Raw genomic sequence first — 24973 nt, forward strand, 5'->3', positions numbered from 1 at the left:
CGCGCTCCCGGCCCGAACGGTGGGCGGACCGCGCGCTACGCCGCTGGATCCGCTGGGTCCACCACTGAGCCCGCCGGCCCGCTCCGGTGGGTCCACAGCCGCATGACCGTGGCGGTCGCCCGCTCGGTGCTCTGCGGCGCGGCGCGGAGCACCTCGGCGAGCGGGACGACATCCCCCTGCGAGCTCGACATGAGGGCCACGCAGCCGGTGGTCAGCAGCACCTCCGCGCCGGGGCGCACCCGCCCCGCCACAATGACGGTGGGCACTCCCTGGGCGGCGGCGACCCGGGCGACGCCGGCGGGGGTCTTGCCGGCCAGGGTCTGGGCGTCGACCGAGCCCTCGCCGGTCAGGACGAGGTCCGCCCCGCTGACCGCCTCGGCCAGGCCGACCGCGCGGGCGACCAGCTCGACCCCGGGCTCGAGCCTGGCCCCCAGGAAGGCCATGAGGGCGAAGCCCAGACCCCCGGCCGCCCCGGCCCCCGGCAGGTCCGCGAGCCCGGCGCGCCCGCTCAGGCGGGCCCAGCGGGCCAGCACCGAGTCGAGGTAGTCGACGTCCTCCGGGCTCGCACCCTTCTGCGGGCCGAAGACGGCGCTGGCGCCGCGCTCCCCCAGCAGGGGGTTGTCGACGTCGCAGGCGGCCTCGATCCTCAGGCCGGCCAGCCTCGCATCGAGGCCGGAGGCGTCGACGGACGCGAGCCCCTCCACCTCCCTGGGCGTCGTCCCGACGGCCTGCCCCTCGCCGTCGAGGAAGCGGACGCCGAGCTCGGCCAGCATGCCGGCGCCCCCGTCGTTGGTGGCCGAGCCGCCGATGCCCAGGAGCAGGCGGTCGGCTCCGGCGTCCAGGGCCGCGCGGATCATCCGGCCCACGCCCCGGGTGTCCGAGCCGAGCACGTCGCGCTCCTCCTCGGGGACCAGCTCGAGTCCTGCGGCCGTGGCCATCTCGAGCACGGCGGTGCCGCCGCCGACCGCCAGGCGGCCCTCGACCGGGCGGCCCAGGGCGTCGACGGTCTCGACCGTGCGGACCCGGGCGCCCAGCGCCGCCGCCACGGCGTCGGTGAATCCCTCGCCGCCGTCGGACATGGGCACCTGGACGACCTCGGCGTCCGGGACGACGGCGAGCACGCCGCGGGCCATGGCGGCCGCCGCCTCAGCGGCCGTCATGGCCTCCTTGAAGGAGTCGGGGGCGAGGACGACCTTCACGGCCGCCCCCCGGCGGCGGGCTCGCGCACGAGCGCGGGCCGCTTGGGGTCGAAGGCCCACCCGGGGATGAGGTACTGCATGCCGATCGAGTCGTCCCGGGCGCCGCCTCCACCGATCTTCTCCAGGAACAGCGCGTGGGCCGCCTCCAGCCGGTCGCGGTCGACCTCGACGCCCAGGCCCGGGACGTCCGGGTCCACGGCGACCTCGCCGTCGATGATCTGCGGGCTCCTGGTGGTCAGGCGCTCGAGGCCCTCCTGCCAGATCCAGTGGGTGTCCAGGGCGTTGTACTCCCCCGGCGCCGAGGCGCCGCAGTGGGCGATCATCGCCAGGCTGATGTCGAAGTGGTTGTTGGAGTGGCAGCCCCAGGTCAGGCCCATGTCGTGGCAGAGCTGGGCCACGCGCACCGAGCCCTCCATCGTCCAGAAGTGCGGGTCTGCCAGGGGGATGCTGACCGAGCCCAGGGCCAGGGAGTGGGTCATCTGCCGCCAGTCCGTGGCGACCATGTTGGTGGCCGTCGGCAGCCCCGTGGCGCGGCGGAACTCCGCGAGGATCTCCCGGCCGGAGTAGCCCTGCTCCGCGCCGCAGGGGTCCTCGGCGTAGGCCAGGACGCCCACCTTGTCCCTGCACAGCTCGACGGCCTCGGCCAGTGACCAGGCGCCGTTGGGGTCGAGCGTGATGCGGGCGTCGGGGAAGCGCCGCTTGAGCGCGAGGACCGACCTCATCTCCTCGGCGCCGGGCAGGACCCCGCCCTTGAGCTTGAAGTCCTGGAAGCCGTAGCGCTCGTAGGCGGCCTCGGCCAGGCGCACGACGGCGTCCGGGGTCAGCGCCTCCTCGTGGCGCAGGCGGTACCACTCGACGTCGGAGCCGGGCTCACGCACGTACTCCAGGTCGGTCCTGCCCGGGTCCCCCACGAAGAAGAGGTAGCCCAGGGTCCTGACCCGCGACCGCTGCTGGCCGTCGCCCAGCAGGGCCGACACCGGCAGGTCCTCGTACTTGCCCAGCAGGTCCAGCATGGCCGCCTCGATGGCGGTCACCGCGTGGACGGTCGTGCGCAGGTCGAAGGTCTGCAGCCCGCGCCCGCCCGCGTCCCGGTCGGCGAAGGCCGTGCGCACCCGGCGCAGCACGTTCTTGCGGTCGGCGATCGACCTGCCGACCACGAGGGGCCCGGCGTCCCGGAGGGTCCGGGTGATCTTGTCCCCTCCGGGGACCTCGCCGACGCCGGTCGCCCCGGTGGAGTCGGTGAGCACCACGACGTTGCGGGTGAAGTAGGGGCCGTGGGCCCCGGACAGGTTGAGCTCCATGCAGTCGCGCCCGGCGACTGGGTAGACCTCGATCTTCTCGATCCTCGGTGCAGTCATCGGCGACTCTCCTTAGCTCGGCCCCGGTCCGCCTCAGTCCGCCAGCGCGGTGCCGGCGAGCCCCTCGTAGAAGGCGAGCAGGCTCGAGTGGTCGTGGAGGAGGTGGCCGTCGTTGGCGATCGCGGTCATCATCTCACGCACGGCGGCGGTCAGGGGCAGGCTCGCCCCGACCGCGTGGCCGGTCTCGAGGGCGTTGTTGAGGTCCTTGATGTGCAGGTTGATGCGGAAGCCGGGGGCGAACTCGTCGGCGAGCATCTTCTCGGCCTTCTGCTCCAGGACCTTGGATCCGGCCAGGCCGCCTCGGATGGCGTCGACGACGCCGCGCGGGTCGACGCCGGCCCGCTTGGCCAGGACGAGGGCCTCGCCCAGGACGGCGATGTTGACGGCGACAATGGCCTGGTTCGCGAGCTTGGCGGTGTTGCCGGCGCCGAGGTCGCCGACGCGGGTGACCGAGCCGCCCATGACCTCGAGCACGGGCCTGTAGGTGTTGAAGACGTCCTCGGGGCCGCCGACCATGAAGGCGAGAGAGCCCTCGATGGCGCCGGGCTCCCCGCCGGAGACGGGGGCGTCGAGCATGGGCACGCCCTTGGCGGCGAGGAGCTCGCCGACGTGCTGGGACACGCCCGGGGCGATGGAGCTCATGTCGATGAAGGCCATGCCCTCGTGGGCGCCCGCGAGCACGCCGTCCTCGCCGTTGTCGCCCTCGACGACCTCGAGGACCTGCGGGCCGTTGGGGACCATGGTCAGGACGAGCTCGACCTGCTCGGCGACCTCGCGGGCGGTGCCGGCCCCCCGGGCGCCGTGGGAGACGAGCTCGGCGACGGGCTCGGGCGAGCGGTTGCTCACGACGAGCTCGTGTCCCGCCTTGAGCAGGTTGATGGCCATGGGCCTGCCCATGATCCCAAGGCCGATGAATCCGATCCTCATGATATTTCCTTCTGTTGCGTGTGGTGTGCGGTGGTCGTTGCGGGTGCGTGGTGGACGGTGGGGTGCCGCTCAGACGAAGGCGCCCAGGATGAGGCAGCCGCCGAGGCCGAGGACGGAGAGCACCGTGGTGTAGGTGGTGCGGACCTTGATCGCCTCGGTGACGGTGAGGTTGAAGTACTCCTTGAACATCCAGAAGCCCGGGTCGTTGACGTGGCTGAAGGCGACCGAGCCGCATGCGGTCGCCAGCACCATGACCTCGGGCGAGACGCCGCTGTCGGCGACGAGCGGTGCGGCGATGCCCGCGGCGGTGGCGACGGCGACGGACGCCGAGCCCAGGGCGATGCGCAGGATGACCGCGATGAGCCAGGCGAGGATGATCGGGCTGACGTCCCAGCCGGAGGTCATCGCCTTGATGTAGTCGGCGATGCCCGCGGCGGTGAGGACCTCCTTGAAGGCTCCGCCGGCGGCGATGACGAGCAGGATCATGGCCATGGACCTCGCACCGCCGGCCATGGAGTCGGCCACCTCGCGCATCGGCCGCCCGTTGAAGGGTCCGAAGACGCACACGGATACGAGCAGGGCGATGAGCAGGGCGATGGCGGGGGACCCGACGAAGCCGATCACGCCGGTCAGGGCGTTGTCGGCCGGCTCAGTCATGTCGTAGACGGCGGCCCCGGCGATCAGGACGACGGGCAGGAGCGCGACCGTCAGCGAGATGCCCATGCCCGGGAGCTCGTCGTCGCTGAACTCCCGCTCGGAGACGAGGCCCGCGGGGATCTCGGGGGTCACGGTCCTGACGAAGCGGAGCCGCGGCCAGGTCATGGACACAAGGATGCCGACGGGGACGGCGATAATGAGGCCGAGGGCCAGTGTGTGACCGATGGAGGCGTCGTAGAGGCCGGCGACGGCGGTGGGTCCCGGGTGCGGCGGCAGGAAGGAGTGCATCGTCGACAGCGTGATGGACATGGGCAGGCCGATCCACAGCAGCGAGTTCCTCGTGGCCCGCACAAGGGTGAAGGCGACCGGGACGATAATGACGAAGGCGACCTCGTAGAACATGGTGATGCCGATGACCACCGAGGTGATGACCATGGCCCACTGGACGCCCCTCTCGCCGAACTTCTCGACGATCTTGAGGGCGATGCGCTGGGCGGCGCCGGCGTCGCCCATGACGCGGCCGATCATGGCGCCCAGGCCGATCACGACGAGCGTGGACGACATCTGCCCGCCGATCCCCTTCTCCATGAGCTCGGGGACGGCCGGCAGCCCCGCCGGCTCGTCCTTGTAGGTCAGGACGCCGGCGGCGGCGGCCCACACGCCGACGAGCGCGGCGACGGTGAGCAGCGCGAGGAAGCCGTTGAGCTTCGTCTTGGTCATGAGGAGGATCAGCAGCGCGACAGCGAGCGCGACGACGACGAGAGGCATTGTTCCGTTCCTTTCCGCGTGATGCCCCGGTCAGGCGCCCGCAGCGCCCGCAACGTGCTCGGCCACGTACTCGGCGAGCCGGGTGCGGTACGGCTCGGTGAGCTCGCTGGCGGGCTGGAGGCAGTAGCCGGCCTCCACGCCGGCCATGCGCAGCCCCTCCTTGAGGACCACCGGGAAGGTCGCCTTGTCCAGCAGGGCGCGCAGCGGCACCAGCTCCTCCTGACGGCGCCGGGCCTCATCCAGGTCGCCGGCGGCGAAGGCGCTGTAGATCCCCACCGAGATCGCCGGCGCGATGTTCGCGGTCGAGGCGATGGCCCCCGCGGCGCCCGCCCGGAGCGCGTCGAGGATGAGGTTGTCCCGGCCGATGAGGACGCTGAAGTCCTCCGGCGTCTCCTGGATGACCCTGCGGGTGAACGCCAGGTCGCCGGCGGAGTCCTTCAGGCCGATGATGTTGTCGACCTTGGACAGCGCCACGATGGTCTCCAGGGTGAGCTCGACATGGGCGCGCGCGGGGTTGGTGTAGAGGATGATCGGCAGCTCGGTGCCGGCGGCGACGGCGGTGAAGTGGCGCACCAGCTCGCTCTGGGTGGGCGACATGAAGTAGGGGGTGAGCACGGACAGCGCGCTCACCCCGCCGATCTCCTGGGCCGTGCGCGCGACCTCGACCGCGCTGCGGGTGGTGATCTCCGAGGCACCCGCGTAGACGGGCACCCGGCCCGCGGCGTGCTCGACCGCGATCTCGATGACGCGGCGCTTGGTCTCCTTCGACAGGCCGTAGAACTCGCCGGCGCTGCCGAGCACGAACACGCCGTGCACGCCTGCGGCGATCGTGTAGTCGATGACGTCGCGCAGTCCCTGCTCCAGCAGGTCGCCTTCACGGGACAAGGGGGTGACGAGCGCCGGGATGACGCCGCGGGGAGTGAGCATCGGGTACCTCCATCGGTCCGGGCGAAGACAGCCTCGTCTCCACCACTGTCATGAAGTCTACATACTTAGACGGCTGTACGCTATAGAAGACAGCATTCTCGTCGTCCGGCTTCGTGACGGCGCGTCCGGGTATGCTCGGACCCTTGACGGCGAGCGGCGAGGGAGTGGTCAGGAGTGGTCATGGGCGCGTTGGGCGCCGGAGTGCGCGAGGTCAAGTCCGCGGCCCGCACGATCGAGCTGCTGGAGTTCCTCGCCGCGCGGTACGGCACCGCGACGAGGCTCCGCGACGTCGCCGAGGGGCTGGGGACTCCGCGCTCGTCGGCCTACGCCCTGCTGCAGACCCTCGTCGCGCGCGGCTGGGTGGAGACCGATCCCACCGGCGCCGACTACTCGATCGGCATTCGCGCCCTGCTGGCCGGAACCAGCTACATCGACCGGGACCCCTGCGTCCGCCTGGTCCAGCCCGTCCTCGCGGACGCCGCCCACGAGCTGCGCGAGACCATGCACATGGGACGCCTGGACGGCACCCAGATCGTCTACCTGCTCACCGTCGAGTCCCACGAGTACCGCCGCTCCAACCACCGGGTGGGCCGGCGCCTGGAGGCCATCCACACCGCGCTGGGCAAGGCGGTGCTCGCCGCCCGGCCGGGCACCGTCCTCGACTCGCTTCCCGACCCGCTGACCCCCGGCTCGCTGACCTCCCTCAAGGCGGCCCGGGCCGACCTGGATCTGACGCGCACGCGCGGCTACGCCGTCGACAATGAGGAGAACACCCCCGGCCTGCGGTGCTTCGGCGTCGCCCTGCGCTACTCGACCCCGGTGCGGGACTCCATCAGCTGCTCGATCCCGATCGAGCGCCTGACGCCCGCCCGGGAGAAGACCATCATCGACACGCTCCTCGCCGTCCGCGAGCGCATTGAGTGGTCGGCGCCCGTGGACGCCGTCCGCTAGGGCCCGCGGCCCGGCGCCGTCGCCGGACCCCGCGGGGTCGGAGGCGCCGCTCAGGGGCGCGGCAGCGAGGCCAGCGAGCGCCCCAGGTGGACCCTCACGGCGGAGCGGGCCGCGTCGGCGTCGCCGCGCACGACGGCGTCGCGGATCGCCGCGTGCTCGTGGACCAGCAGCGCCCCGTGCTCGGGGTCGACCAGGTCGACGTCGTCGAGGCTGGCCCGGTGGCGCAGCACCGACTGCGCGCCCAGGCCCTCCATGACCCCGATCAGCAGCGGGTTGCCGCTGGCGACCGCGACCGCCATGTGGATCGCCCAGTCGGGGCCGACGACGCTGCCCCCGGTGCGAACGGCCCGCCGCAGGTCGGCCAGCGCCCGGTCGAGGACCTCGATCTGGGCGCGGGTGCGCCGCCGGGCGGCGAGCGCCGCCGCCTCGCACTCGATGGCGAGCCTGAGCTCCATGACGTCGCGGGCGCTGCGGCGGGCCGGCAGGACGATCCCGCCGCCGTCGGCCCGCCCGCCCGCCGCCCCGGGCGTGGCCGCGATGAAGGAGCCGCGCCCCTGGAAGGTCTCCACCAGGCCCTCGGCGCGCAGCTGGGAGACGGCCTCGCGCACGACGGTGCGGGAGACCTCGTAGCCGCGGGACAGCTGCGCCTCGGAGGGCACCTTGGCCCCCGGGGTCAGGGCCCCGTCGGCGATGGCGGTCCTCAGGCGCGCGGCGACGGCGTGGGCCAGTCCGCGCGGGTCGTCGCGGCGGAGGGGGCCGCCCGGCTCCCAGGCGTCCGGCGCCGGGCTCATCTCTCGCCCGCCCGTCCGTCGCCCGGCCCCGGACGGGAGCTGCTGGCTCTCACCGGTGCATCGTAGCGAATCGGGACGGCCGGCCCCCGTCCGGCCGCGCCGCGGGGGCTCAGGGCCGGCCGGAGAGCCGGCAGGCGTCCACGGTCCAGGCGCGCAGCTGGTCTGAGGGCGTGACCCCCAGCCCGGGGCGCCCGGAGACCAGCATGCGGCCGTCGGCGATCTCCATGTGCTCGTTGAACAGCGGGTCGAGCCAGTCGAAGTGCTCGACCCAGGGCTCGATGGGGTAGGTGGCGGCCAGGTGCGAGTGGATCTCCATGGCGAAGTGGGGCGCCAGCTGCAGGCCGGCGTCCTCGGCGAGGATGGCGAGCCTGCGGAACTGCGAGATCCCGCCGATGCGCGGGGCGTCGGGCTGGATGACGTCGCAGGAGCGGCACTCGATGAGCCGCTTGTGCTCGGCGACGGAGGCGAGCATCTCGCCGGTGGCGATGGGCGTGGCGATCTCGCGCGCGAGCTCGGCGTGGCCGGCGTTGTCGTAGGCGTCCAGGGGCTCCTCGATCCACACGAGGTTGAACTCCTCCATGGCCCTGCACATGCGCATGGCGGTGGGGCGGTCCCACTGCTGGTTGGCGTCGACCATGAGCGGGAAGTCCTCGCCGAGGTGCTCGCGCATGGCGGTCAGGCGCTCGAAGTCGACCCTGTGGTCGGGGTGGCCCACCTTGATCTTGATGCCCCCGATGCCGGCCTCGACCGACCTGGTGGCGTTGTCCAGGACCTCGGGCAGCGGGGAGCTGAGGAAGCCGCCGGAGGTGTTGTAGCAGCGGATGGAGTCGCGGTGGGCGCCGATCAGCTTGGACAGCGGCAGCCCGGCGCGCTTGGACTTCAGGTCCCACAGGGCGACGTCGATGGCGGCGATCGCCTGGACGGCGACGCCGGAGCGGCCCACGGAGGCGCCGGCCCACAGCAGCTTGACGCGCAGGCGGTCGATGTCGCTGGGGTCCTCGCCGAGGAGGTTGTCCGCGACCTCTCTGGCGTGCGCGAACTGGGCGGGGCCGCCGGCGCGCTTGGAGTAGCTGAAGCCGACGCCGGAGAGGCCGTCGGCGGTCTCCAGCTCGCAGAAGAGGAAATTGACCTCGGTCATGGGCTTCTGGCGGCCGGTGAAGACCTTGGCGTCGGAGATCTCGTGCGCGAGCGGGAGCACGACGTGGGACAGCGCGATGCTCGTGATCCGGTCCGAGCTCCGGCCTGGGCTCTGGTCTGACATGGAATGGCTCCTTCGACGTTCCGCGGCAGTCAGTCCACAGCATATCATACAAGTAACCATACTTATATGATAAGTAGGCGCTCCGGTTCCTTCCGCCTCCGGGCGGGACATGTCCATCCGTCGAGGCCCATAATCGCCCATGGCCTCGCTCCTCCTGCGTCACGTCCGCCCCGTCCGCTTCCGCAGCCGCCGCCGGCTCGGCCGCCTGCGCGCGAGCGCGCGGGGACTGCCCGCGCCCGGGCGCGGCCGGGCGCGGCCTGCGCCCGCGCCCGTCGACATCCGGGTGGACGACGGCGTGGTCACGGAGATCGGCCCCGGCCTGGAGCCGAGGGGCGAGCACGTCCTGGACGCCGAGGGCGCCTTCGTCATCCCCGGCCTGTGGGACGCCCACGCCCACCTGGACCTGGAGGCGGCGCGGCGCTCGCGGATCGACACGGCGGGGACCCGGTGCGCCGAGGACGCCCTGGCCCTGGTCGCCCAGGCCGTCGCCGCCCTGCCCGCGGGCGGCTCCGGCCCCGTGGCCCCCACGGTGCAGGGCTTCGGGCACCGGCTGTCGAACTGGCCGCGCGTCCCCACCGTGGCCGAGCTCGACGCCGTCACCGGCGCGGTCCCCACCGTCCTGATCTCGGGCGACGTCCACTCCGGGTGGCTCAACTCGGCGGCGCTGGCCGCCCTGGGGCTGAGCGCCGCGAGCGCGGGCGAACCGGGCGCGCCCATGCGGGAGGACCCCTGGTTCGCCGTCCTGGACCGGCTCGACGAGATCCCGGGGACCCGCGAGCGACGGGAGGCGGGCTACGGCGAGGTCCTCGCCGACATGCTCGCCCGCGGCGTGACCGGGGTGGTGGACATGGCCTGGGGCGATGATCCCGAGGACTGGCCCCGGCGCCTGGCGGCCATGGGGGCGCGGGGCGCCCTGCCCGGGGTCCTCCCCCGCATCCGGGCGGCCGTCTACCGCGACAAGCTGGAGCGGTGGATCGCCGCGGGCCTGCGCACCGGGGAGGCGCTGCCGGGCTCGCCGGTCGGCGGCGACGGCGCCGCCGTGCTCACGCAGGGGCCGCTCAAGGTGATCGCCGACGGCTCCATGGGCACGGCCAGCGCCCACATGCGCGAGCCCTACCCTACCGGGCTCGGCGCGGAGCACCCTTTCGGCGTGGCCAATATCGGGCGGGCGGAGCTCACCGCCCTCATGGTGCGCGCCCGCGGCGCCGGCTACGAGGCGGCGATCCACGCCATCGGGGACGCCGCGGTGGAGGACGTCGCGGCGGCCTTCGCCGCCTCCGGGGCCGCCGGGCGCCTCGAGCACGCCCAGCTGCTCCCCCGCGACTCGCTGACCCGGGCCGACAGCGCGCTGGCGGCCCTGGTGTCCTGCGGCGTGGAGCTGTCGGTCCAGCCGGCCCATCTCCTGGACGACTGGGAGGCTGTGGGGAGGGTGTGGCCGGGCCTGGAGGGGCGCGCCTACGCCTTCGCGGACATGGTGACCGCCGGCGCCCTGCTGCACCTGGGCTCGGACGCGCCGGTCGCGCCGCTGGACCCGTGGCTGGCCATGTCGGCGGCGGTCGGCAGGCGCACGCCCGACGGCGGAGCGTGGTCGCCCTCCCAGCGGCTGAGCGCCGAGGAGGCCCTGGCGGCCTCCCTCGACGGCGCCGGGCCGGTGGCGGTCGGCTCGCGCGCCGACCTGGCGGTGCTGCCGGCCGACCCGCTGGCGCTGGGCGCTAAGGAGCTGGGGCGTCTGCGGCCCGTGGCGACCGTCGTGGCGGGCGCGGTCGCGCACACCGGCTGAGGGCGCGGCCCTCACACATCCAGGGCGTAGAGGATGGTGCCCCGGGTGGGCGTGTACCCCAGGTTGCGGTACAGGTCGACGACGCCGGTGGGGTTGTCGGAGTCGACGCCGGCCGCGGCGTAGTCCATGCCGTCGCGCCGGTAGGCTCGCATGGCGGCGGTCAGGAGCGCCGGGGCCACCCGCCGGGTCCGGTACTCGGCGAGCACCCCCAGCATGTCCGTGTACCCCTCGCGCCACCCCAGCGCCGCCCAGTCCTGCTCGTAGCGGCCCGAGCGCAGGAAGCCGGCGACGCGCGCCCGGTCCCCCGAGCGGTCCATGGCGACGAAGCTCCACCCGGGGGCGAAGTAGGCGCGGCCGGCCCTCCACTCCTCCCGCGTCATCTCGCTCGCCTCGTACTCGCCGTCGGCGACCCGGTTGTGCGCGATGCGGACGAGCTCGTCGAGCTCCTCGCTCCACGGCTCAATGGCGATGAAGCCGTCGGTGTCCACATCCGGGATGTCGTCGCTCAGGCTGCGGCGCACCTCGCGGAACCACCGGCTGGGCTCGAAGCCCAGGTCGCCCAGGTGCTCCTTCATGCGCTCGTCGTCCTCCAGGACGGTGGTCACGACATGGGCCGGTGTCGTGGCGGCCTTCGATCCCGGTGCCGCCCCGGCGCGCTCGGTGCCGATGAGGTGGCGGGCGCGCTCGGTCTGCCAGTGCAGGAGCGCCCCGCCGATGCCGCGCCTGCGGAAGTCGGGGTCGACGACGCCGATCAGCGAGGCGTAGATCTCCCCGGCGGGCCGCAGGCGCACCAGGGCGAAGGCGCGCATGACGCCCAGGGCGTCCCTCCCGGCCACGCCGGAGTAGGTCGGGTCGACGAAGTACTCCGCCGTCTCCTCGGCGGTGGTCCGGTAGGGCGGGTCGTCCACGGACTCTGCGCGGGCGATGAGCGCCGCCAGCGCCCCGTTGTCCAGGGGGCTCAGCGGGGCCCAGAACAGGTCCCGGGGAAGCGCCGAGCGCGGGCCGGGGCGCAGCATGGACCAGGGGCCGGTGACTCCTGCGCGACGCGAGGATCCGTAGACGGGGGCCATAGGCGCCTCCTTGCGCGGTTACCGGGAGGGCGCCCCGGCGGTGACGAGCGGACTATGCGGCACCATACCCGATGCGTCTGACATCAGGCGTCGATGCGCTCCCGGTCGACGTCGGCGGCGCCCTCGATGATGAAGCCGCGGCGCGGCTCGACGGCCGCGCCCATGAGGAGCTCGAAGACGTTCTCTGCCTCCAGCAGCTCGGCCTCGTCGCCCAGGGTGATGCGCCGCAGGGTGCGGTGCTCGGGCTCCATGGTGGTCTCGGCGAGCTGGTGGGCATCCATCTCCCCCAGGCCCTTGTAGCGCTGGGGCTCCTTGAAGCCGCGCCCGGCCCTCTCCAGCCTGCGCAGGGTGCGCACCAGCTCGTCGTCGGAGTAGGTGTAGATGACCTCCTTCCTGCGCCGCCCAGAGCCGGAGACCTCGATGCGGTGCAGCGGGGGGACGGCGGCGAAGACGCGGCCGGCCTCGATCATGGGCCGCATGTAGCGGAAGAAGAGGGTCAGCAGGAGGGTGCGGATGTGGGCGCCGTCGACGTCGGCATCGGTCATGAGGATGACCTTGCCGTAGCGGGCCGCCTGGAGGTCGAAGGTGCGCCCGCTGCCGGCCCCCACCACCTGGATGATGGCGGAGCACTCGGCGTTGCGCAGCATGTCGGCCTGGGAGGCCTTCTGGACGTTGAGGATCTTGCCGCGGATGGGCAGCAGCGCCTGGAACTCGGAGTTGCGGGCGTTCTTGGCGGTGCCCAGGGCCGAGTCGCCCTCGACGATGAACAGCTCGGAGGCGCGCACGTCGTCGCTGCGGCAGTCGGCGAGCTTGGCCGGCAGGGTCGAGGACTCCAGGGCGGTCTTGCGGCGGGTGATCTCCTTGTGCATGCGCGCGCTGACGCGGGCGCGCATCTCGCCGACGATCTTCTCCTGCAGGGCCCGCGACTGGGTCTTGAGGTCGCGCTTGGAGGAGGTCAGCAGGGCGGTGAGCTCGGTGTCCACGACCCTGGCGACGATCTGGCGCACGGGGGCGGTGCCCAGGACCTCCTTGGTCTGCCCCTCGAACTGGGGCTCGGGCACGCGCACGCTGACCACCGCGGTCATGCCCGCCAGGATGTCGTCCTTCTCGATGCGCCCGTCGCGGCTGGTGACCTTCAGGGCGCGCGCGTTGGAGTCGATCTGCCTGCGCAGGACCCTGGTGACGGCCTGCTCGAAGCCGGCCAGATGGGTGCCGCCCATGGGGGTGGCGATAATGTTGACGAAGGAGCGCTCGGTGGTGTCGTAGCCGATGCCCCAGCGCAGGGCGACGTCGACGGCGCAGGTGCGCTCCACCTCGACAGGCCGCAGGTGCCCGCTGGCGCGATCGAGCTGCTGGATGGTCTCGGTGTAAGCGCCCTGGCCGGTCAGGCGGAAGGTGTCGGTCACCGAGCCGTCGGTGGCCAGGAAGTCGACGAAGTCCGCGGTGCCGCCCCTGGCCCGGAACACCTCGGCGCCCCCGGCCGTCTCCCCGCCCGGGGCCGCGGCCTCCAGCAGGTCCCCCGCGGTCCCTGCGGTCTCGGTGGCGCTCCTGGCCGCAGCCCGCATCGCCAGATCATCGGTGGTCCTCGAGCCCGAGGAGGCCGCGCGCTCGGATCGCGCGGCCTCCTCGGCGCTGCGCTCGTCGGTCAGGGACAGGGCCAGCCCGGGCACGAGGAAGCTCGTCTGCCGCAGGCGGGCGCGCAGGGCCGCGGCGTCGTAGTCGGCCGGGGAGGGGAAGATCTGGGGGTCGGCCCAGTAGCGCACGCGCGTGCCGGTCACGCCCCGCCCGACCCTGCCGATCACCCGCAGCTCGGAGGCCTCGGTGTACTCCTCGAAGGGCGAGGCCGGGCCGGGGCCGCCGGGCGGGTCGGTGAAGACGCCGGGCACGCCGCGGCGGAAGCTCATGGCGTAGGTCCGCCCCGCCCGGTCGACCTCGACGTCCATGCGGGCGCTCAGGGCGTTGACGACGCTCGCGCCCACCCCGTGCAGGCCGCCGGCCGCGCCATAGGATCCCCCGCCGAACTTCCCCCCGGCGTGGAGCTTGGTGTAGACGAGCTCGACGCCGGTCAGCCCGGAGGACGGCTCGACGTCGACGGGCACGCCGCGGCCGGTGTCGCGCACCTCGATGGAGCCGTCAGCGTGGACGAGGACGTCGATGCGGTCCCCGTATCCCTCGAGGGCCTCGTCCACGCCGTTGTCCACGATCTCCCACACGCAGTGCATGAGGCCCCGCTGGTCGGTGGAGCCGATGTACATGCCGGGGCGCTTGCGCACCGCTTCCAGCCCCTCCAGCACGGAGAGGTGGCGGGCGGAGTAGTCGCCGCGGCTGGTCTTGTTCTCAGAAGCGGGCACGACCGGACTTTACCGGACCGGGGTCGAACAGGTGTTCCTGCGCGCCGCGGCCGAGCCTGTGGTCTTCGTCGTCGGGCGACGGCGGCCCGCGACCGGTGCACGACGGCCCCCGGTGCGCCCTGGGCGAAAGCGCGTGCGCCTGGGGCGGAAACGGGCGCCCGAGAAGGATGAGGTGCTCCGGGGCGTGGTGGAATGCGGGTCATGAGCACCATCAGCACATCCGCCGCCCCCCAGACGGCGACATCCCTGGGCGAGCAGCGCGCCCCCGGCGCCGGCGCCTCCACCGAGCGGCCCCTGACCGCCGCCGACCGCTGCGACGTGTGCGCGGCGCAGGCCTACGTCCGCGTGGTGCTGCTGACCGGAGAGCTCTTCTTCTGCGCCCACCACGCGCGCGAGCACGGCAGCAGGCTCAGGGAGGTCGCCCTGCTCTTCCAGGACGAGACCGCGACCCTGACAGCGGGCGACTGACGCGCAGGCGCTGCGATGTCACAGGCGGAGCCGTCGTGAGCCGCCCCTCCCGTCCTCCGAGGCCCATCCGGGCCCTGCCGGTCCTCGCGGCCTGCGCCCTGGCGCTGGCCGCCTGCTCGGGCCCCCCGCCGCAGGCCGGCGCCACGGCCGGCCCGGCGCGTGCCTCCCAGGCCGGCGACGGGAGCACCGAGAGCGCAGCGGCCCCGGTCACCATTGACGTGCGCACCCCCCGGGAGTACCAGCAGGGGCACCTCAGGGGCGCCGTCAACATGGACGCCTCCTCCGGGAGCTTCGCCGAGCAGATCGGCGGCCTCGACCCGAACGCCCCCTACCGGGTGTACTGCAGGTCGGGGAACCGCTCCGCGAGGGCCGTCGCCACCATGCGCGACGCCGGGTTCACCAACGTCACCGACCTGGGGGGAATCGAGGACGCCGCGGCCGGCACCGGCCTGGAGGTCGTCACCGACTGAGCCGGTCTGAGCCGGCCCCGGGCCGGCCCCGGGCCATGTCGTCGCGCCGCCCAGGCGATCCCGTGGCCGCCGTCGGCGCGCACAGCGCCCCGCAGGCCGGTCAGTCCAGGTAGTCGCGCAGCACCTGGGAGCGTGAGGGGTGGCGCAGCTTGGACATGGTCTTGGACTCTATCTGCCGTATGCGCTCACGGGTGACCCCGTAGACCTTCCCGATCTCGTCGAGGGTCTTGGGCTGGCCGTCGGTCAGGCCGAAGCGCATGGAGACCACGCCGGCCTCGCGCTCGGAGAGCGTGTCCAGCACGGCGTGGAGCTGCTCCTGCAGGAGGGTGAAGCTCACCGCGTCGGCCGGGACCACGGCCTCGGAGTCCTCGATGAGGTCGCCGAACTCGCTGTCCCCGTCCTCGCCCAGCGGCGTGTGCAGGCTGATGGGCTCTCGACCGTACTTCTGGACCTCGACGACCTTCTCCGGGGTCATGTCCAGCTCGACCGCCAGCTCCTCAGGAGTGGGCTCGCGGCCCAGGTCCTGAAGCATCTGGCGCTGGACCCGGGCGAGCTTGTTGATGACCTCGACCATGTGGACGGGGATGCGGATGGTGCGGGCCTGGTCCGCCATGGCGCGGGTGATGGCCTGGCGGATCCACCAGGTCGCGTAGGTGGAGAACTTGTACCCCTTGGTGTAGTCGAACTTCTCCACCGCGCGGATCAGCCCCAGGTTGCCCTCCTGGATAAGGTCCAGGAAGAGCATGCCGCGCCCGGTGTAGCGCTTGGCCAGGGAGACCACCAGGCGCAGGTTGGCCTCCAGGAGGTGGTTCTTGGCGCGCTGGCCGTCCTGGGCGATCCAGTGCAGCTCGCGGCGGTACTTTGCCTCCAGGTCGTTGCCCCGCGTGCCCAGCAGGTGCTCGGCGTACAGGCCGGCCTCGATGCGCTTGGCGAGCTCGACCTCCTGGGCGGCGTTGAGCAGCGCCACCTTGCCGATCTGCTTGAGGTAGTCCTTGACCGGGTCCGCCGTGGCACCGGCGGTGACGACCTTCTGGGCCGGCTCATCGGCCTCATCGGAGTCGGAGACCGTGAAGGAGCCGTCCTTGCCCTTCTCGGAGCGGGACTTGCGCCCGGACCGCTTGCCCGCCGCCTTCTCCGCCTGCTCGCGCCGGATGCGGTCGAGCTCGCCGGTCAGGGCCGCGATGGAGGGCTGCATCTTGATGCCCTTGATGATCCAGCCGCGGAAGATGAAGCCGTTGCTCGTCAGGAACTCGCGGGCGACGACGGGACGCTCCTCCTCGGGGATCACGAAGCGGGGCACCGGGCCGTGGCCGTAGGGGGCCAGGGTGATCGGGTTCTCGAGCGTGCCGTTGCCCGTGAGCTCGAGCCCCTCGACGACGGTGCGGCTGCGCACGTACAGGGTCGCGCCGGGGGCGAGCCTGACCCCCTTGAGGGCGGCGGTGGTGTTGAAGGGCTTGCGCTTGGTCCCGTCGCCGTTCTCCTCCAGGCTCACATCGAGGTAGTAGTCGCGCAGCTCGGGAGCGGGCTCGTCCTCCTGCTCCCCGGAGTCGTCCGAGCCCTCATCGAGGGGGGCGTCCTCCTCCGCATCGCCCGAGTCGCCTGAGTCGTCGTCCTCTGCGCCATCATCGAGATCGTTGAGATCGAGAGCCTCGCTATCCTCAGGGGTCTCGTCGATGTCATCAGCGCGCTGGATGCGCTTCCGCGTAGCTGTGGAAGTAGCCACGGAGTTCCTTTCGCGTGGGCGGACTGATCGGGGTGGGGCAGGGCCTGCTGGCGGCATGCTCACGGCCGACGCAGCAGACAACCCTCCGACTATAGCGTTTATTCCCGCTGCCTCAGCACGGCGGCCGGGGGCGGCACGCAGGTAGGCCGGGTTCCGCCCCATTACGCTGATTCGCATGACTGCTCTTCCCCCCGCGCTCCGAGCTGTGCGCGCCGCCGTCGACGCCAGACTCGCTCAGGTACTGGACGCCCACCGGACCCGGTGGGCCGGCCCGGCACCCGCCTGCGGGGAGCTGCTCGACGCCGCCGAGGCACTGACGTCCTCGGGAAAGCGGATGCGCGCGGTGCTCGGCGCCGTCGGGCTCGCGCTGGGCGCACCGGGCGCGGCGCCCGAGGAGCGCAGCCGGCTCATGACCGGCGCCACCGCCGCCCGCCTCGGAACGGCGCTCGAGCTGTACCAGGCCAGCGCCCTGGTCCACGACGACGTCATCGACGCCGCCCTGACCCGCCGCGGCCGTCCCACGGCCCACCGCCGGTACGCCGCCCAGCACGCCGCCTCGCACTGGCTCGGCGACGCCGCGACCTACGGGAGCAGCGCTGCGATACTGCTGGGCGACCTGCTCATGTCGCTAGCCGGCGCCGAGATGGGCGCCGCCGTCGCCCCGCCCGTCGACGGCGCGCACGCCGCGTCCGCCCGGGCCGCCTTCGACGCTATGACCGCGGAGGTCGCCGTCGGGCAGTTCCTCGACGTGCGCGGCGGGGTGACCGCCCTGCCCGCCCCCGACGCCGATCCCACCGCCACGGGCCGGGCGATGCTCGACTCGGCACTGGCCGTAGTGCGGTGCAAGTCCGCGCGCTACTCGGTCATGCACCCCCTGCTCATCGGCGCTCTCCTCGGGGGTGTGGCGATGGACGCGCCCCTGTACGCGGCGCTGCGGGTCTTCGGCGAGCAGGTCGGCATCGCCTTCCAGCTGCGCGACGACGTCCTCGGCGTCTACGGGGACCCCGACCTGACCGGCAAGCCGGCCGGCGACGACCTGCGCGAGGGCAAGCGGACCGTCCTGCTGGCCATGGCGTGGCGGCGGACCGACCGGGCCGGCCGGACCCTGCTGTCCCGGGTCCTGGCGAACCGGGGCGCGGATGCCGGCCTGATCGCCGTCGCGTCCGCCCTCATCCGCGACTGCGGCGCCCTGGCCGAGCACGAGGAGGAGATCGCCGCTCACGCCCGGGCCGGGATCCGCGCCCTGGGCGGCGCCCCTCCGGGGTCGCTCGACGAGGCCGGCCGCAGCGACCTTCTGGCCCTGGCCCAGGCGCTGACGGCGCGCAGCGCCTGAGGCGCCCCCCGGCGGGAGGAGCCGATCCGCACCGCCCTGCGCAATGCCGGCCGATGCTGGTCCCCCGCGCCCCTTCCGCGCCTTAGAATCTGGCCGTGGTCAAGGATCCCCTCACCGGTCGCCTGGTCGACTCTCGCTACGAGATCGTCGACCTCGTGGCGCGCGGCGGCATGGCAACCGTCTACCGGGCGTTCGATCGCCGGCTCGACCGCGTCGTCGGCCTCAAGCTCATGCACGCCCACCTGGCCGACTCCCCCGACTTCGTCGCCCGCTTCCGGCGCGAGGCGCGCGCGGCGGCGCGCCTGTCGAACCCGGGGGTGGTGGCCGTCTACGACCAGGGCAGCCTCGACGGCATCGCCTACCTGGTCATGGAGTACGTCGAGGGGCCGAACCTGCGCGACCTCATGGCCGCCGGCCCCCTGTCGGTGCGCGAGGCCCTGGGGCTGACCGCCCAGATCCTGCGTCCGCTGGGCGCTGCGCACCGCGCGGGCCTGGTCCACCGGGACATCAAGCCCGAGAACGTCCTGCTGCCCGCGGACGGCTCGGTCGCCAAGGTCGCCGACTTCGGGCTGGCCCGCGCCGTCACCGAGGCGACGCAGACCACGACCGGCAACGTCCTGGGGACCGTGGCCTACCTCGCGCCCGAGCTCATCACCTCGGGCACGTCCAGTCCCCGCGCCGACCTGTTCTCCGTGGGCATCATCGTCTACGAGCTGCTCACCGGCGAGCAGCCCTTCGCAGCCGACGCCCCCATCCAGATCGCCTTCCGCAACGTGCACGAGGACATCCCTTCTCCCTCGGCCCTGGTCCCGGACCTGCCCGCCGAGGTCGACGAGCTCGTGTCCGCCCTGACGCAGCGCGATCCGGAGCTGCGTCCCCGCAACGCCGACGAGGCGCTGGCCCTGCTGCGCAGGACCGCCGCCTCCCTGCCCGAGGCCGATCTGCTGGTCAAGCGCGGCGGCGGGACCGGCTCGGTGCGCACGCAGGAGGTCCTCGCCGCCAACGCCGAGGCCGCCCGGGCGGCCATGAGCGCCCAGTCCCCCGAGGAGCCCGTCGCGGAGAGCTCCAGGCCCGCGCCGGGGGCAGGCCTGCGCACGGTCTCGCTGCCGATCGGCTCGATCGGGCCTGACGCCCAGGACGCCGGAGACGGCCGCACCCAGCACCTGGCGCGCGAGGAGCTGCTGCGCGCCGACGACCAGGCCACGACCGCGGTACCGCGCAAGGGCCTGCGGCCCGTCCGGCGCCGCACCGTCGTCATCGGGGCCGCGGCCGCGCTCCTGGTGGGCGGCGGCGCCGGCGGCTGGTACGCCTGGTACGTCCTCAAGGGGCCCGGGCGCTCCGTCCCCGTCCCCGAGATCATCGGCCAGAGCGCCGAGGATGCCCAGAAGGCGGTCGAGGACGCGGGACTGACCTGGGGGACGCCCAGCCGCGACTTCTCCGACACGATCCCCGAGGGCTCCGTCATCTCCTGCAGGCCGGGGCCGGGCGACGGCGCGCGCCTCAAGCAGGCGGTCACCGCCGTCGTCTCGCGCGGCGTGGAGCAGAAGAAGGTCCCCGACGTCGCGGGCAAGACCCAGGACGAGGCCACCAAGGCCATCACGGACGCCGGCCTGACCGTGGGCCCGATCACCCAGGAGTACTCCGGCACCGTGGAGTCCGGCAGGGTCGTCTCCACCGATCCGAAGGCGGGGACGAGCATCAACCACTCCTCGGCGGTGGCGATCGCCGTCTCCAGGGGGCGTCAGAGCGCGACCGTGCCCGACGTGACCGGCATGACCGTGGACCAGGCCAAGACGACCCTGGAGGCCGCCGGCCTCAAGCTCGGCACCCAGACGCAGGCGTTCTCCGACACCGTGGCCTCCGGCCAGATCATCTCCACCAGCCCGGCGGCGGGCGCCAGCGGCGTCTATAACGGGGACACGGTCGCCGTGACGGTCTCCAAGGGGCCGGAGAACGTCACGGTCCCCGACGTGAACGGGAAGAGCGAGGAGGAGGCCAAGAAGGCCCTGGAGGACCTGGGGCTCAAGGTGGAGGTCAACAAGCGCCTGGGCGCCCCCTTCGGCACCGTCCGCTCCACCGAGCCGGCCGCCGGCACCAGCGTCAAGACGGGCTCCACCGTCAAGATCAATATCTTCTGACGGCTGCCCGCCGAGGCGGAGGCCGGCCCGGTGCCTGCGCAGGGCGCGCAGCCGATCCCGCCACGGCTCGGTCCATCCGCTGGCGGCGCCCTGGTGGCCGACGATCGCCAGTGCCAGGGCCCCGGCGGCGGCGTCCCCGCGCTCCAGCAGGGAGTCGACCGGCCCGGCCCCGGGACCGCCCGACGGCAGGATGCGGGCGCGCTCGGCCGGCGAGGCGGCCGCGTCCGCCAGCAGGCTCGCCAGGCGCAGGTGGGGCCCCAGTCGGGGGCGATGGCGCGGTGGGCAGGGCGTCGAGGAGTTCGGCGGACCACACACGCGTGTCGGTTCTCGCGCCCTTGCAGGCGGCGAAGACCTCGGCGCGCTCTCCGGGCGGCAGTGCCGTCAGCAGCGCCGCGAGCCGGACCTCGTCGCGCCGGGCACGGGCCAGCGCCGCGCGCTGACGGGCCGCGAGCAGGGGGATTCGGTCGCGCAGGCCGCCCACCGGGCCGGCGCGCCCGCGGCGCATGCCCGCGCGCCACGGGCAGTCCGCGAGCAGGTCGGTGACCGCCTGCGGGTCGTGCCGCAGGAGCAGGCCGGGGCGGCCCTCCACGGCCCGCGAGATGATGCTCGTGGGGCCCGCCGCCCTCAGGAGGTCCACCAGCGCCCCGGGACGGCTCACGGCCAGGGCGGGCAGGGCGGGCGCGGCCCAGGCCCCGTCCCGGACGGCCGGGGCCGCTCCCGTGAGCCGACGGCGCGGGCGGGCCTGCCGGGGCCGGCCCTCCAGGGCGGACCGGGCTCAGCCGCGCAGCATCTCGGCGACCTCGAAGGCCATCTCCAGGGACTGCTGGTGGTTCAGGCGCGGGTCGACCAGCGTCTCGTAGCGCCGGGCCAGGGCGGCCTCGTCGATGTGCTCCCCCCCGCCGAGGACCTCGGTGACGTCGTCGCCGGTGAGCTCGACGTGGATGCCGCCGGGCACCGTGCCGAACGCGCGGTGGACCTCGAAGAAGCCGCGGAGCTCGTCCATGACGGTGTCGAAGCGGCGGGTCTTGTAGCCGTTGTCGGAGGTGATGGTGTTGCCGTGCATGGGGTCGGTGACCCAGGTGACCGGGCGGCCGTCCTCGGCGACGGCCTCGATGAGGGCGGGCAGGGCCTCGCGGACCCGGTCGGCGCCCATACGGGTGATGACCGTCAGGCGCCCGGCGTCGCCGCGGGGGTTGAGGTGGTCGATGAGCGCCAGGAGCTCTGCGGGCGTCGTCGTCGGGCCCACCTTGACGCCCACCGGGTTGTGGACGCCCTCCAGGAGGGCGACGTGGGCGTCCTCCGCCCCGCGGGTGCGCTCCCCCACCCACAGGAAGTGGGCGGAGGTGTCGTACAGGCGGCCCGAGCGCGAGTCCTCGCGGATCATGGCGTCCTCGTACTCCAGGAGCAGGGCCTCGTGGGCGGCGTAGAAGTCGACCTGCCGCAGGGCCTCGAAGTCGACCCCGGCGGCCTCCATGAAGCGCATGGCGCGGTCGATCTCCCCGGCGAAGGACTCGAAGCGCGCGTAGGCCGGGTTGGCGGTGAAGCCGCGGTTCCAGGAGTGGACCTCGCGCAGGTCCGCGTACCCGCCCATGGTGAAGGAGCGAATGAGGTTGAGGGTGGTGCCGGCGCGCAGATAGGCGTCGAGCATGCGCCCGGGGTCGGGGACGCGGGCGGCCCGGGTGAAGGCGTGGTCGTTGACGGAGTCCCCGCGGTAGGAGGGCAGGGTGACGCCGTCGCGCGTCTCGACGTCCGCGCTGCGCGGCTTGGCGTACTGGCCGGCCATCCGCCCCATCTTGACCACGGGGGTCGAGGCGCCGTAGGTCAGCACGGCCGCCATCTGCAGGATGGTCTGGAGCTTGAGGCGGATGTTGTCGGCCGTGTTGTCCGCGAAGGACTCGGCGCAGTCGCCGCCCATGAGCACGAAGGCGCGCCCTCCGGCGGCCGCGGCCAGCTTGGTGCGCAGGGAGTCGACCTCGCCGGCGAAGACGAGCGGGGGCCGGGTGCGCAGGTCCGCGGTCACCGCCCGCAGAGCGGCCGCGTCCGGGTAGGCCGGCTGCTGGGCTGCGCGGCGCGAGCGCCAGCCGACGGCGTCGCGGGGGGCGGTCGGGTCGGTCATCACATGGGTCAGCATAGAGTCGCGCGCCGGGCCCCGGTGCCACGCCTCAAGGTGTGGAAGGCGTGGCGCCGGGGTCCGGCGCGCAGACGGCGAACGCCGGGCCCGGGGCTCCCTGAGGCGCTCAGTGCGCTCAGTGCTCGGGCGCGGCGGGCTCGACGCTCTGGCCGAGCTCGCCCATGAGGGCGGTGAACCAGGGCTGGGTGATGTCGAAGGGCTTGCCGCCGGCGATGCGCGGGAAGGCGATCGCGGCGAGCGCGTCGTCGTTCTCCTCGTCCTGGCCGATGACGCCGGACTCGCCGCGCAGGGCGCACTCGACGCCGTAGTCGCACATCCTCTTGATCAGGGCCAGGTCCTCGGCGTTGGCGGCCGAGGCGCGCGAGTAGTAGCCGGACTTCTGGACCATGACCTTCTCGGCGCCGATCAGCTCGGCGAACTGCTTGGCGAACCACTGGCCGGGGTTGATGGTGTCGAGCTTGACGTGGCCGAAGGGGTCGCGCTGGACCTCCTGGCCGGCCGCCTCCAGCTCGGCGATGATCTCGGGGACGCCGGCGCCCTCGGACAGGAAGATGTTGACGTTGCCCTGGGAGTCCATCAGGGCCTTGAGGCGCTCGGCCTCGGCGGCCAGGTCCAGCTTCATCTCGGGCAGGAAGACGGCGTGGACATCCCAGCGCTCGCGGGTCAGGCCGAGCGAGGGGGCCCACTGCCTGGTGGCCAGCAGCTCGTGATAGCGGCGGGCCGTCTCGGCGGTGAGGTAGCCGCAGTTGCGGCCCATGCACTCGTGGACGATGAGCATGCGCGGGTTGGAGCGGTGCTCGCCGATGACGTTGAAGGCGAACCCGGCGCCCTGCTCGGCCGCGGTCCAGGCGCCCAGCGACTGGCGGATGGGGATGATGTCGTTGTCGATGGTCTTGGGCAGGCCGACGACGGTGAGCTCGTAGTCGTTCTCGTGCAGGTAGGCGGCCAGGTCGGCGGCGGTGGTGTTGGTGTCGTCCCCGCCGATGGTGTGCAGGACGTCCACGCCGTCCTTGCGCAGCTGCTCGGCGGCGAACTCCAGGGGGTTGACGCCCTCGGCGACCAGGCCGCGCTCGACCAGGTTCTTGGCGTTGGTGAGCTTGACGCGCGAGTTGCCGATCGGGGAGCCGCCGAAGTCGCGCAGGATGCCTGCGTTCTTGCGGGCTTCGTCGTCGATGACGACGTAGTTCCCGGTCAGCAGGCCGTGGTAGCCGTACTGGTAGGCGATGATCTCGACGTCGGGAGCGACCTCGGTGTAGCGCTCGATGAGGTCGCCGACGGCGGCGGACAGGCAGGGGGCGAAGCCGCCCGCGGTGAGCAGGGCGACACGACGGATCGACATCGTGGACCTTTCGTTGAATGCGAGAAGTGACAGGCATCATCCTAGATGATTGACTCCGGGCGGGGCGCGGGTCGGGCCGTCAATGCCGGAGCCGGCCCGCGGAGCCCGCCGGGCGCCGCGACCCACCCGCACCCGCCTTGAGGCCAGGACGAGGCCGATGACCGCCAGGCGGCCGACCGGGAAGATCACGTCGAGCACGAGGACGGCATCGAGGCTCCTCTCCCACTCGTGATAGACCCACTGGCTGGCGGTGGTGTGGCGCACGTAGTCGTGGGAGCGCCGCTCGGGGCGCCGGGCGTCACGGGGAAGGCCGGCCGGCAGCGCGACAGGGCCTGGATCCGGGACCTCTCGTCCACGCACAGGACTACTGCGGTCTCAGGAGGACCCGAGGTGCAGGGGCGATAATGTCGCAGAGCACTAGCCGATCGCCGAGCCCGGACGCTCAGCCCCGCTGATCCGTCCCCACGCCGTCGTCACCGGCCGACGCATCCTCCGCGGCGTCCTCGCCGTCGCCGTCCTCGTCGGGCGGCTCGGGGACGCTCACGTCGGGGGCGGGCCGGCCGCCGGGGGCCGCGACCGGGGCGGCGGCGGGGCGGCGCAGCGCCTGGGCCTGGAGCATCTCGGTCACGACCTCGTCGGCGGACTTCTTGTCGGCGTCCATGGCCTTCTTGACGTCGGCGGCGTAGAGGTCCACGTACTCCTGGCCGGACAGGCACATGAGGGAGTACATGATCTCGTCGGTGATGGAGCGCAGCACGAAGCGGTCGTTCTCCAGCCCCTTGTACCGGGAGAAGTCGAGCGGCTCGCCGACGACGATGCCCACCCGGTGGCGCGTGGAGGGGATGGCCTGGCCGATGGGCTGGGCCAGGTTCGAGCCGATCATGGCCACCGGGATGACCGGGGCGCCCGTGGCCAGGGCGATGCGCGCCACTCCGGTCTTGCCGCGGTAGAGGCGGCCGTCGGGGCTGCGGGTGCCCTCGGGGTAGATGCCGAAGAGCTCGCCGGAGCTCAGGCGGGCTATTCCCGCCTGCAGGGCGGCCAGTGAGGCCTGTCCGCCGGAGCGGTCCACCGGGATGGTACCCACGGCCGTCATGAAGTTCTTGACGACCCAGCCCTTGACGCCCTTGCCGGTGAAGTAGTCGGACTTGCCGATGAAGGCGACCTCGCGGTCCACCAGCAGCGGCAGGAAGAAGGAGTCGATGACGGCCAGGTGGTTGGAGGCGAGGATCGCGGCACCCTCGGCCGGGATGTTCTCCTCCCCCCGGATCCACGGCTGGTAGAGCATCTCCAGCGCAGGCCCGACAGCGGTCTTGATGCCTCGGTACCCCACG

The 24973-nt window shown here is 73.1% G+C and carries 19 protein-coding genes and 1 pseudogene; 6 read left to right on the forward strand and 14 right to left on the reverse strand.

Annotated features, from left to right (window positions below; translation table 11 throughout):
* Positions 1-35: 35 nt before the first annotated feature.
* The 5 genes from AIF0345_RS09300 to dapA form a co-directional block, all read right to left on the reverse strand.
* Positions 36-1199 (reverse strand): glycerate kinase, encoded by a 1164-nt coding sequence (locus tag AIF0345_RS09300; RefSeq protein WP_268916346.1) that lies wholly within the window; start codon positions 1197-1199, stop codon positions 36-38.
* Positions 1196-2557 (reverse strand): enolase C-terminal domain-like protein, encoded by a 1362-nt coding sequence (locus AIF0345_RS09305; RefSeq protein WP_043558116.1) that lies wholly within the window; start codon positions 2555-2557, stop codon positions 1196-1198. The genes AIF0345_RS09300 and AIF0345_RS09305 overlap by 4 nt, the downstream gene beginning before the upstream one ends.
* 33 nt (positions 2558-2590) lie before the next feature.
* Entirely contained in the window at positions 2591-3484 is an 894-nt protein-coding gene (gene garR / locus AIF0345_RS09310) for a 2-hydroxy-3-oxopropionate reductase (protein ID WP_043558119.1), read from the reverse strand.
* A 69-nt stretch (positions 3485-3553) separates the two neighbouring features.
* Positions 3554-4909, reverse strand: a complete 1356-nt coding sequence (locus AIF0345_RS09315) for a gluconate:H+ symporter (RefSeq protein ID WP_268916348.1) — start codon at positions 4907-4909, stop codon at positions 3554-3556.
* 30 nt (positions 4910-4939) lie between these two features.
* Entirely contained in the window at positions 4940-5836 is an 897-nt protein-coding gene (gene dapA, locus AIF0345_RS09320; RefSeq protein WP_043558123.1) for a 4-hydroxy-tetrahydrodipicolinate synthase, read from the reverse strand.
* 180 nt (positions 5837-6016) lie between these two features.
* Here dapA and AIF0345_RS09325 point away from each other — a divergent pair, with 180 nt between their 5' ends.
* Positions 6017-6787, forward strand: a complete 771-nt coding sequence (locus AIF0345_RS09325; protein ID WP_268916349.1) for an IclR family transcriptional regulator — start codon at positions 6017-6019, stop codon at positions 6785-6787.
* Between the two features lie 50 nt (positions 6788-6837).
* Here AIF0345_RS09325 and AIF0345_RS09330 read toward each other — a convergent pair whose 3' ends face one another.
* A complete protein-coding gene (locus AIF0345_RS09330) occupies positions 6838-7578 on the reverse strand; it encodes a FadR/GntR family transcriptional regulator (RefSeq protein ID WP_285295974.1) in 741 nt (246 codons plus the stop codon).
* 109 nt (positions 7579-7687) lie between these two features.
* Positions 7688-8839 (reverse strand): L-talarate/galactarate dehydratase, encoded by a 1152-nt coding sequence (locus AIF0345_RS09335; RefSeq protein ID WP_043558133.1) that lies wholly within the window; start codon positions 8837-8839, stop codon positions 7688-7690.
* Positions 8840-8978: 139 nt separating this feature from the next.
* Here AIF0345_RS09335 and AIF0345_RS09340 point away from each other — a divergent pair, with 139 nt between their 5' ends.
* On the forward strand, positions 8979-10619 hold the full coding sequence (locus tag AIF0345_RS09340) for an amidohydrolase (protein WP_285295975.1): 1641 nt from the start codon (positions 8979-8981) through the stop codon (positions 10617-10619).
* Positions 10620-10630: 11 nt separating this feature from the next.
* On the opposite strand, the gene AIF0345_RS09345 is transcribed toward AIF0345_RS09340, so the two are convergent.
* Entirely contained in the window at positions 10631-11689 is a 1059-nt protein-coding gene (locus AIF0345_RS09345; protein WP_043558136.1) for a GNAT family N-acetyltransferase, read from the reverse strand.
* An 83-nt stretch (positions 11690-11772) separates the two neighbouring features.
* A complete protein-coding gene (locus AIF0345_RS09350; RefSeq protein ID WP_043558140.1) occupies positions 11773-14040 on the reverse strand; it encodes a DNA gyrase/topoisomerase IV subunit B in 2268 nt (755 codons plus the stop codon).
* Between the two features lie 192 nt (positions 14041-14232).
* Between AIF0345_RS09350 and AIF0345_RS09355 the strand changes: the two genes are divergently transcribed.
* Together AIF0345_RS09355 and AIF0345_RS09360 are read left to right on the forward strand one after the other, a co-directional pair.
* Positions 14233-14508 carry a DUF7455 domain-containing protein gene (locus tag AIF0345_RS09355; protein ID WP_229118259.1) on the forward strand — a complete coding sequence of 92 codons (276 nt, stop codon included), beginning with the start codon at positions 14233-14235 and terminating at the stop codon, positions 14506-14508.
* 35 nt (positions 14509-14543) lie between these two features.
* Entirely contained in the window at positions 14544-14978 is a 435-nt protein-coding gene (locus tag AIF0345_RS09360) for a rhodanese-like domain-containing protein (RefSeq protein ID WP_285295976.1), read from the forward strand.
* Between the two features lie 100 nt (positions 14979-15078).
* Here the strand turns inward: AIF0345_RS09360 and AIF0345_RS09365 are convergent, their stop codons facing one another.
* The gene (locus AIF0345_RS09365) at positions 15079-16701 is read right to left on the reverse strand and encodes an RNA polymerase sigma factor (RefSeq protein WP_043558143.1); all 1623 of its coding nucleotides are present in this window, start codon (positions 16699-16701) and stop codon (positions 15079-15081) included.
* Positions 16702-16876: 175 nt separating this feature from the next.
* Between AIF0345_RS09365 and AIF0345_RS09370 the strand changes: the two genes are divergently transcribed.
* Together AIF0345_RS09370 and pknB are read left to right on the forward strand one after the other, a co-directional pair.
* Positions 16877-18034: a polyprenyl synthetase family protein gene (locus AIF0345_RS09370; RefSeq protein ID WP_285295977.1), complete on the forward strand. Its 1158-nt coding sequence runs from the start codon at positions 16877-16879 to the stop codon at positions 18032-18034.
* Positions 18035-18129: 95 nt separating this feature from the next.
* On the forward strand, positions 18130-20172 hold the full coding sequence (gene pknB / locus AIF0345_RS09375) for a Stk1 family PASTA domain-containing Ser/Thr kinase (protein ID WP_285295978.1): 2043 nt from the start codon (positions 18130-18132) through the stop codon (positions 20170-20172).
* Between the two features lie 775 nt (positions 20173-20947).
* On the opposite strand, the gene AIF0345_RS09380 is transcribed toward pknB, so the two are convergent.
* From AIF0345_RS09380 to AIF0345_RS09395, 4 genes and pseudogenes are all read right to left on the reverse strand, one after another.
* A complete protein-coding gene (locus AIF0345_RS09380; RefSeq protein ID WP_404975918.1) occupies positions 20948-22303 on the reverse strand; it encodes a class II 3-deoxy-7-phosphoheptulonate synthase in 1356 nt (451 codons plus the stop codon).
* Between the two features lie 115 nt (positions 22304-22418).
* Complete coding sequence (locus AIF0345_RS09385) at positions 22419-23642, reverse strand: pyrophosphate--fructose-6-phosphate 1-phosphotransferase (RefSeq protein ID WP_043558154.1); 1224 nt, start codon at positions 23640-23642, stop codon at positions 22419-22421.
* A 243-nt stretch (positions 23643-23885) separates the two neighbouring features.
* Positions 23886-24025: pseudogene (locus AIF0345_RS09390) on the reverse strand (IS630 family transposase); the annotation flags it as partial.
* A gap of 59 nt (positions 24026-24084) precedes the next feature.
* Positions 24085-24972, reverse strand: a complete 888-nt coding sequence (locus AIF0345_RS09395; protein ID WP_043558160.1) for a lysophospholipid acyltransferase family protein — start codon at positions 24970-24972, stop codon at positions 24085-24087.
* Position 24973: the final 1 nt, after the last annotated feature.

The sequence above is a fragment of the Actinomyces israelii genome (genome assembly GCF_030253495.1).
GTDB classification, from domain to species: Bacteria; Actinomycetota; Actinomycetes; order Actinomycetales; family Actinomycetaceae; genus Actinomyces; species Actinomyces israelii.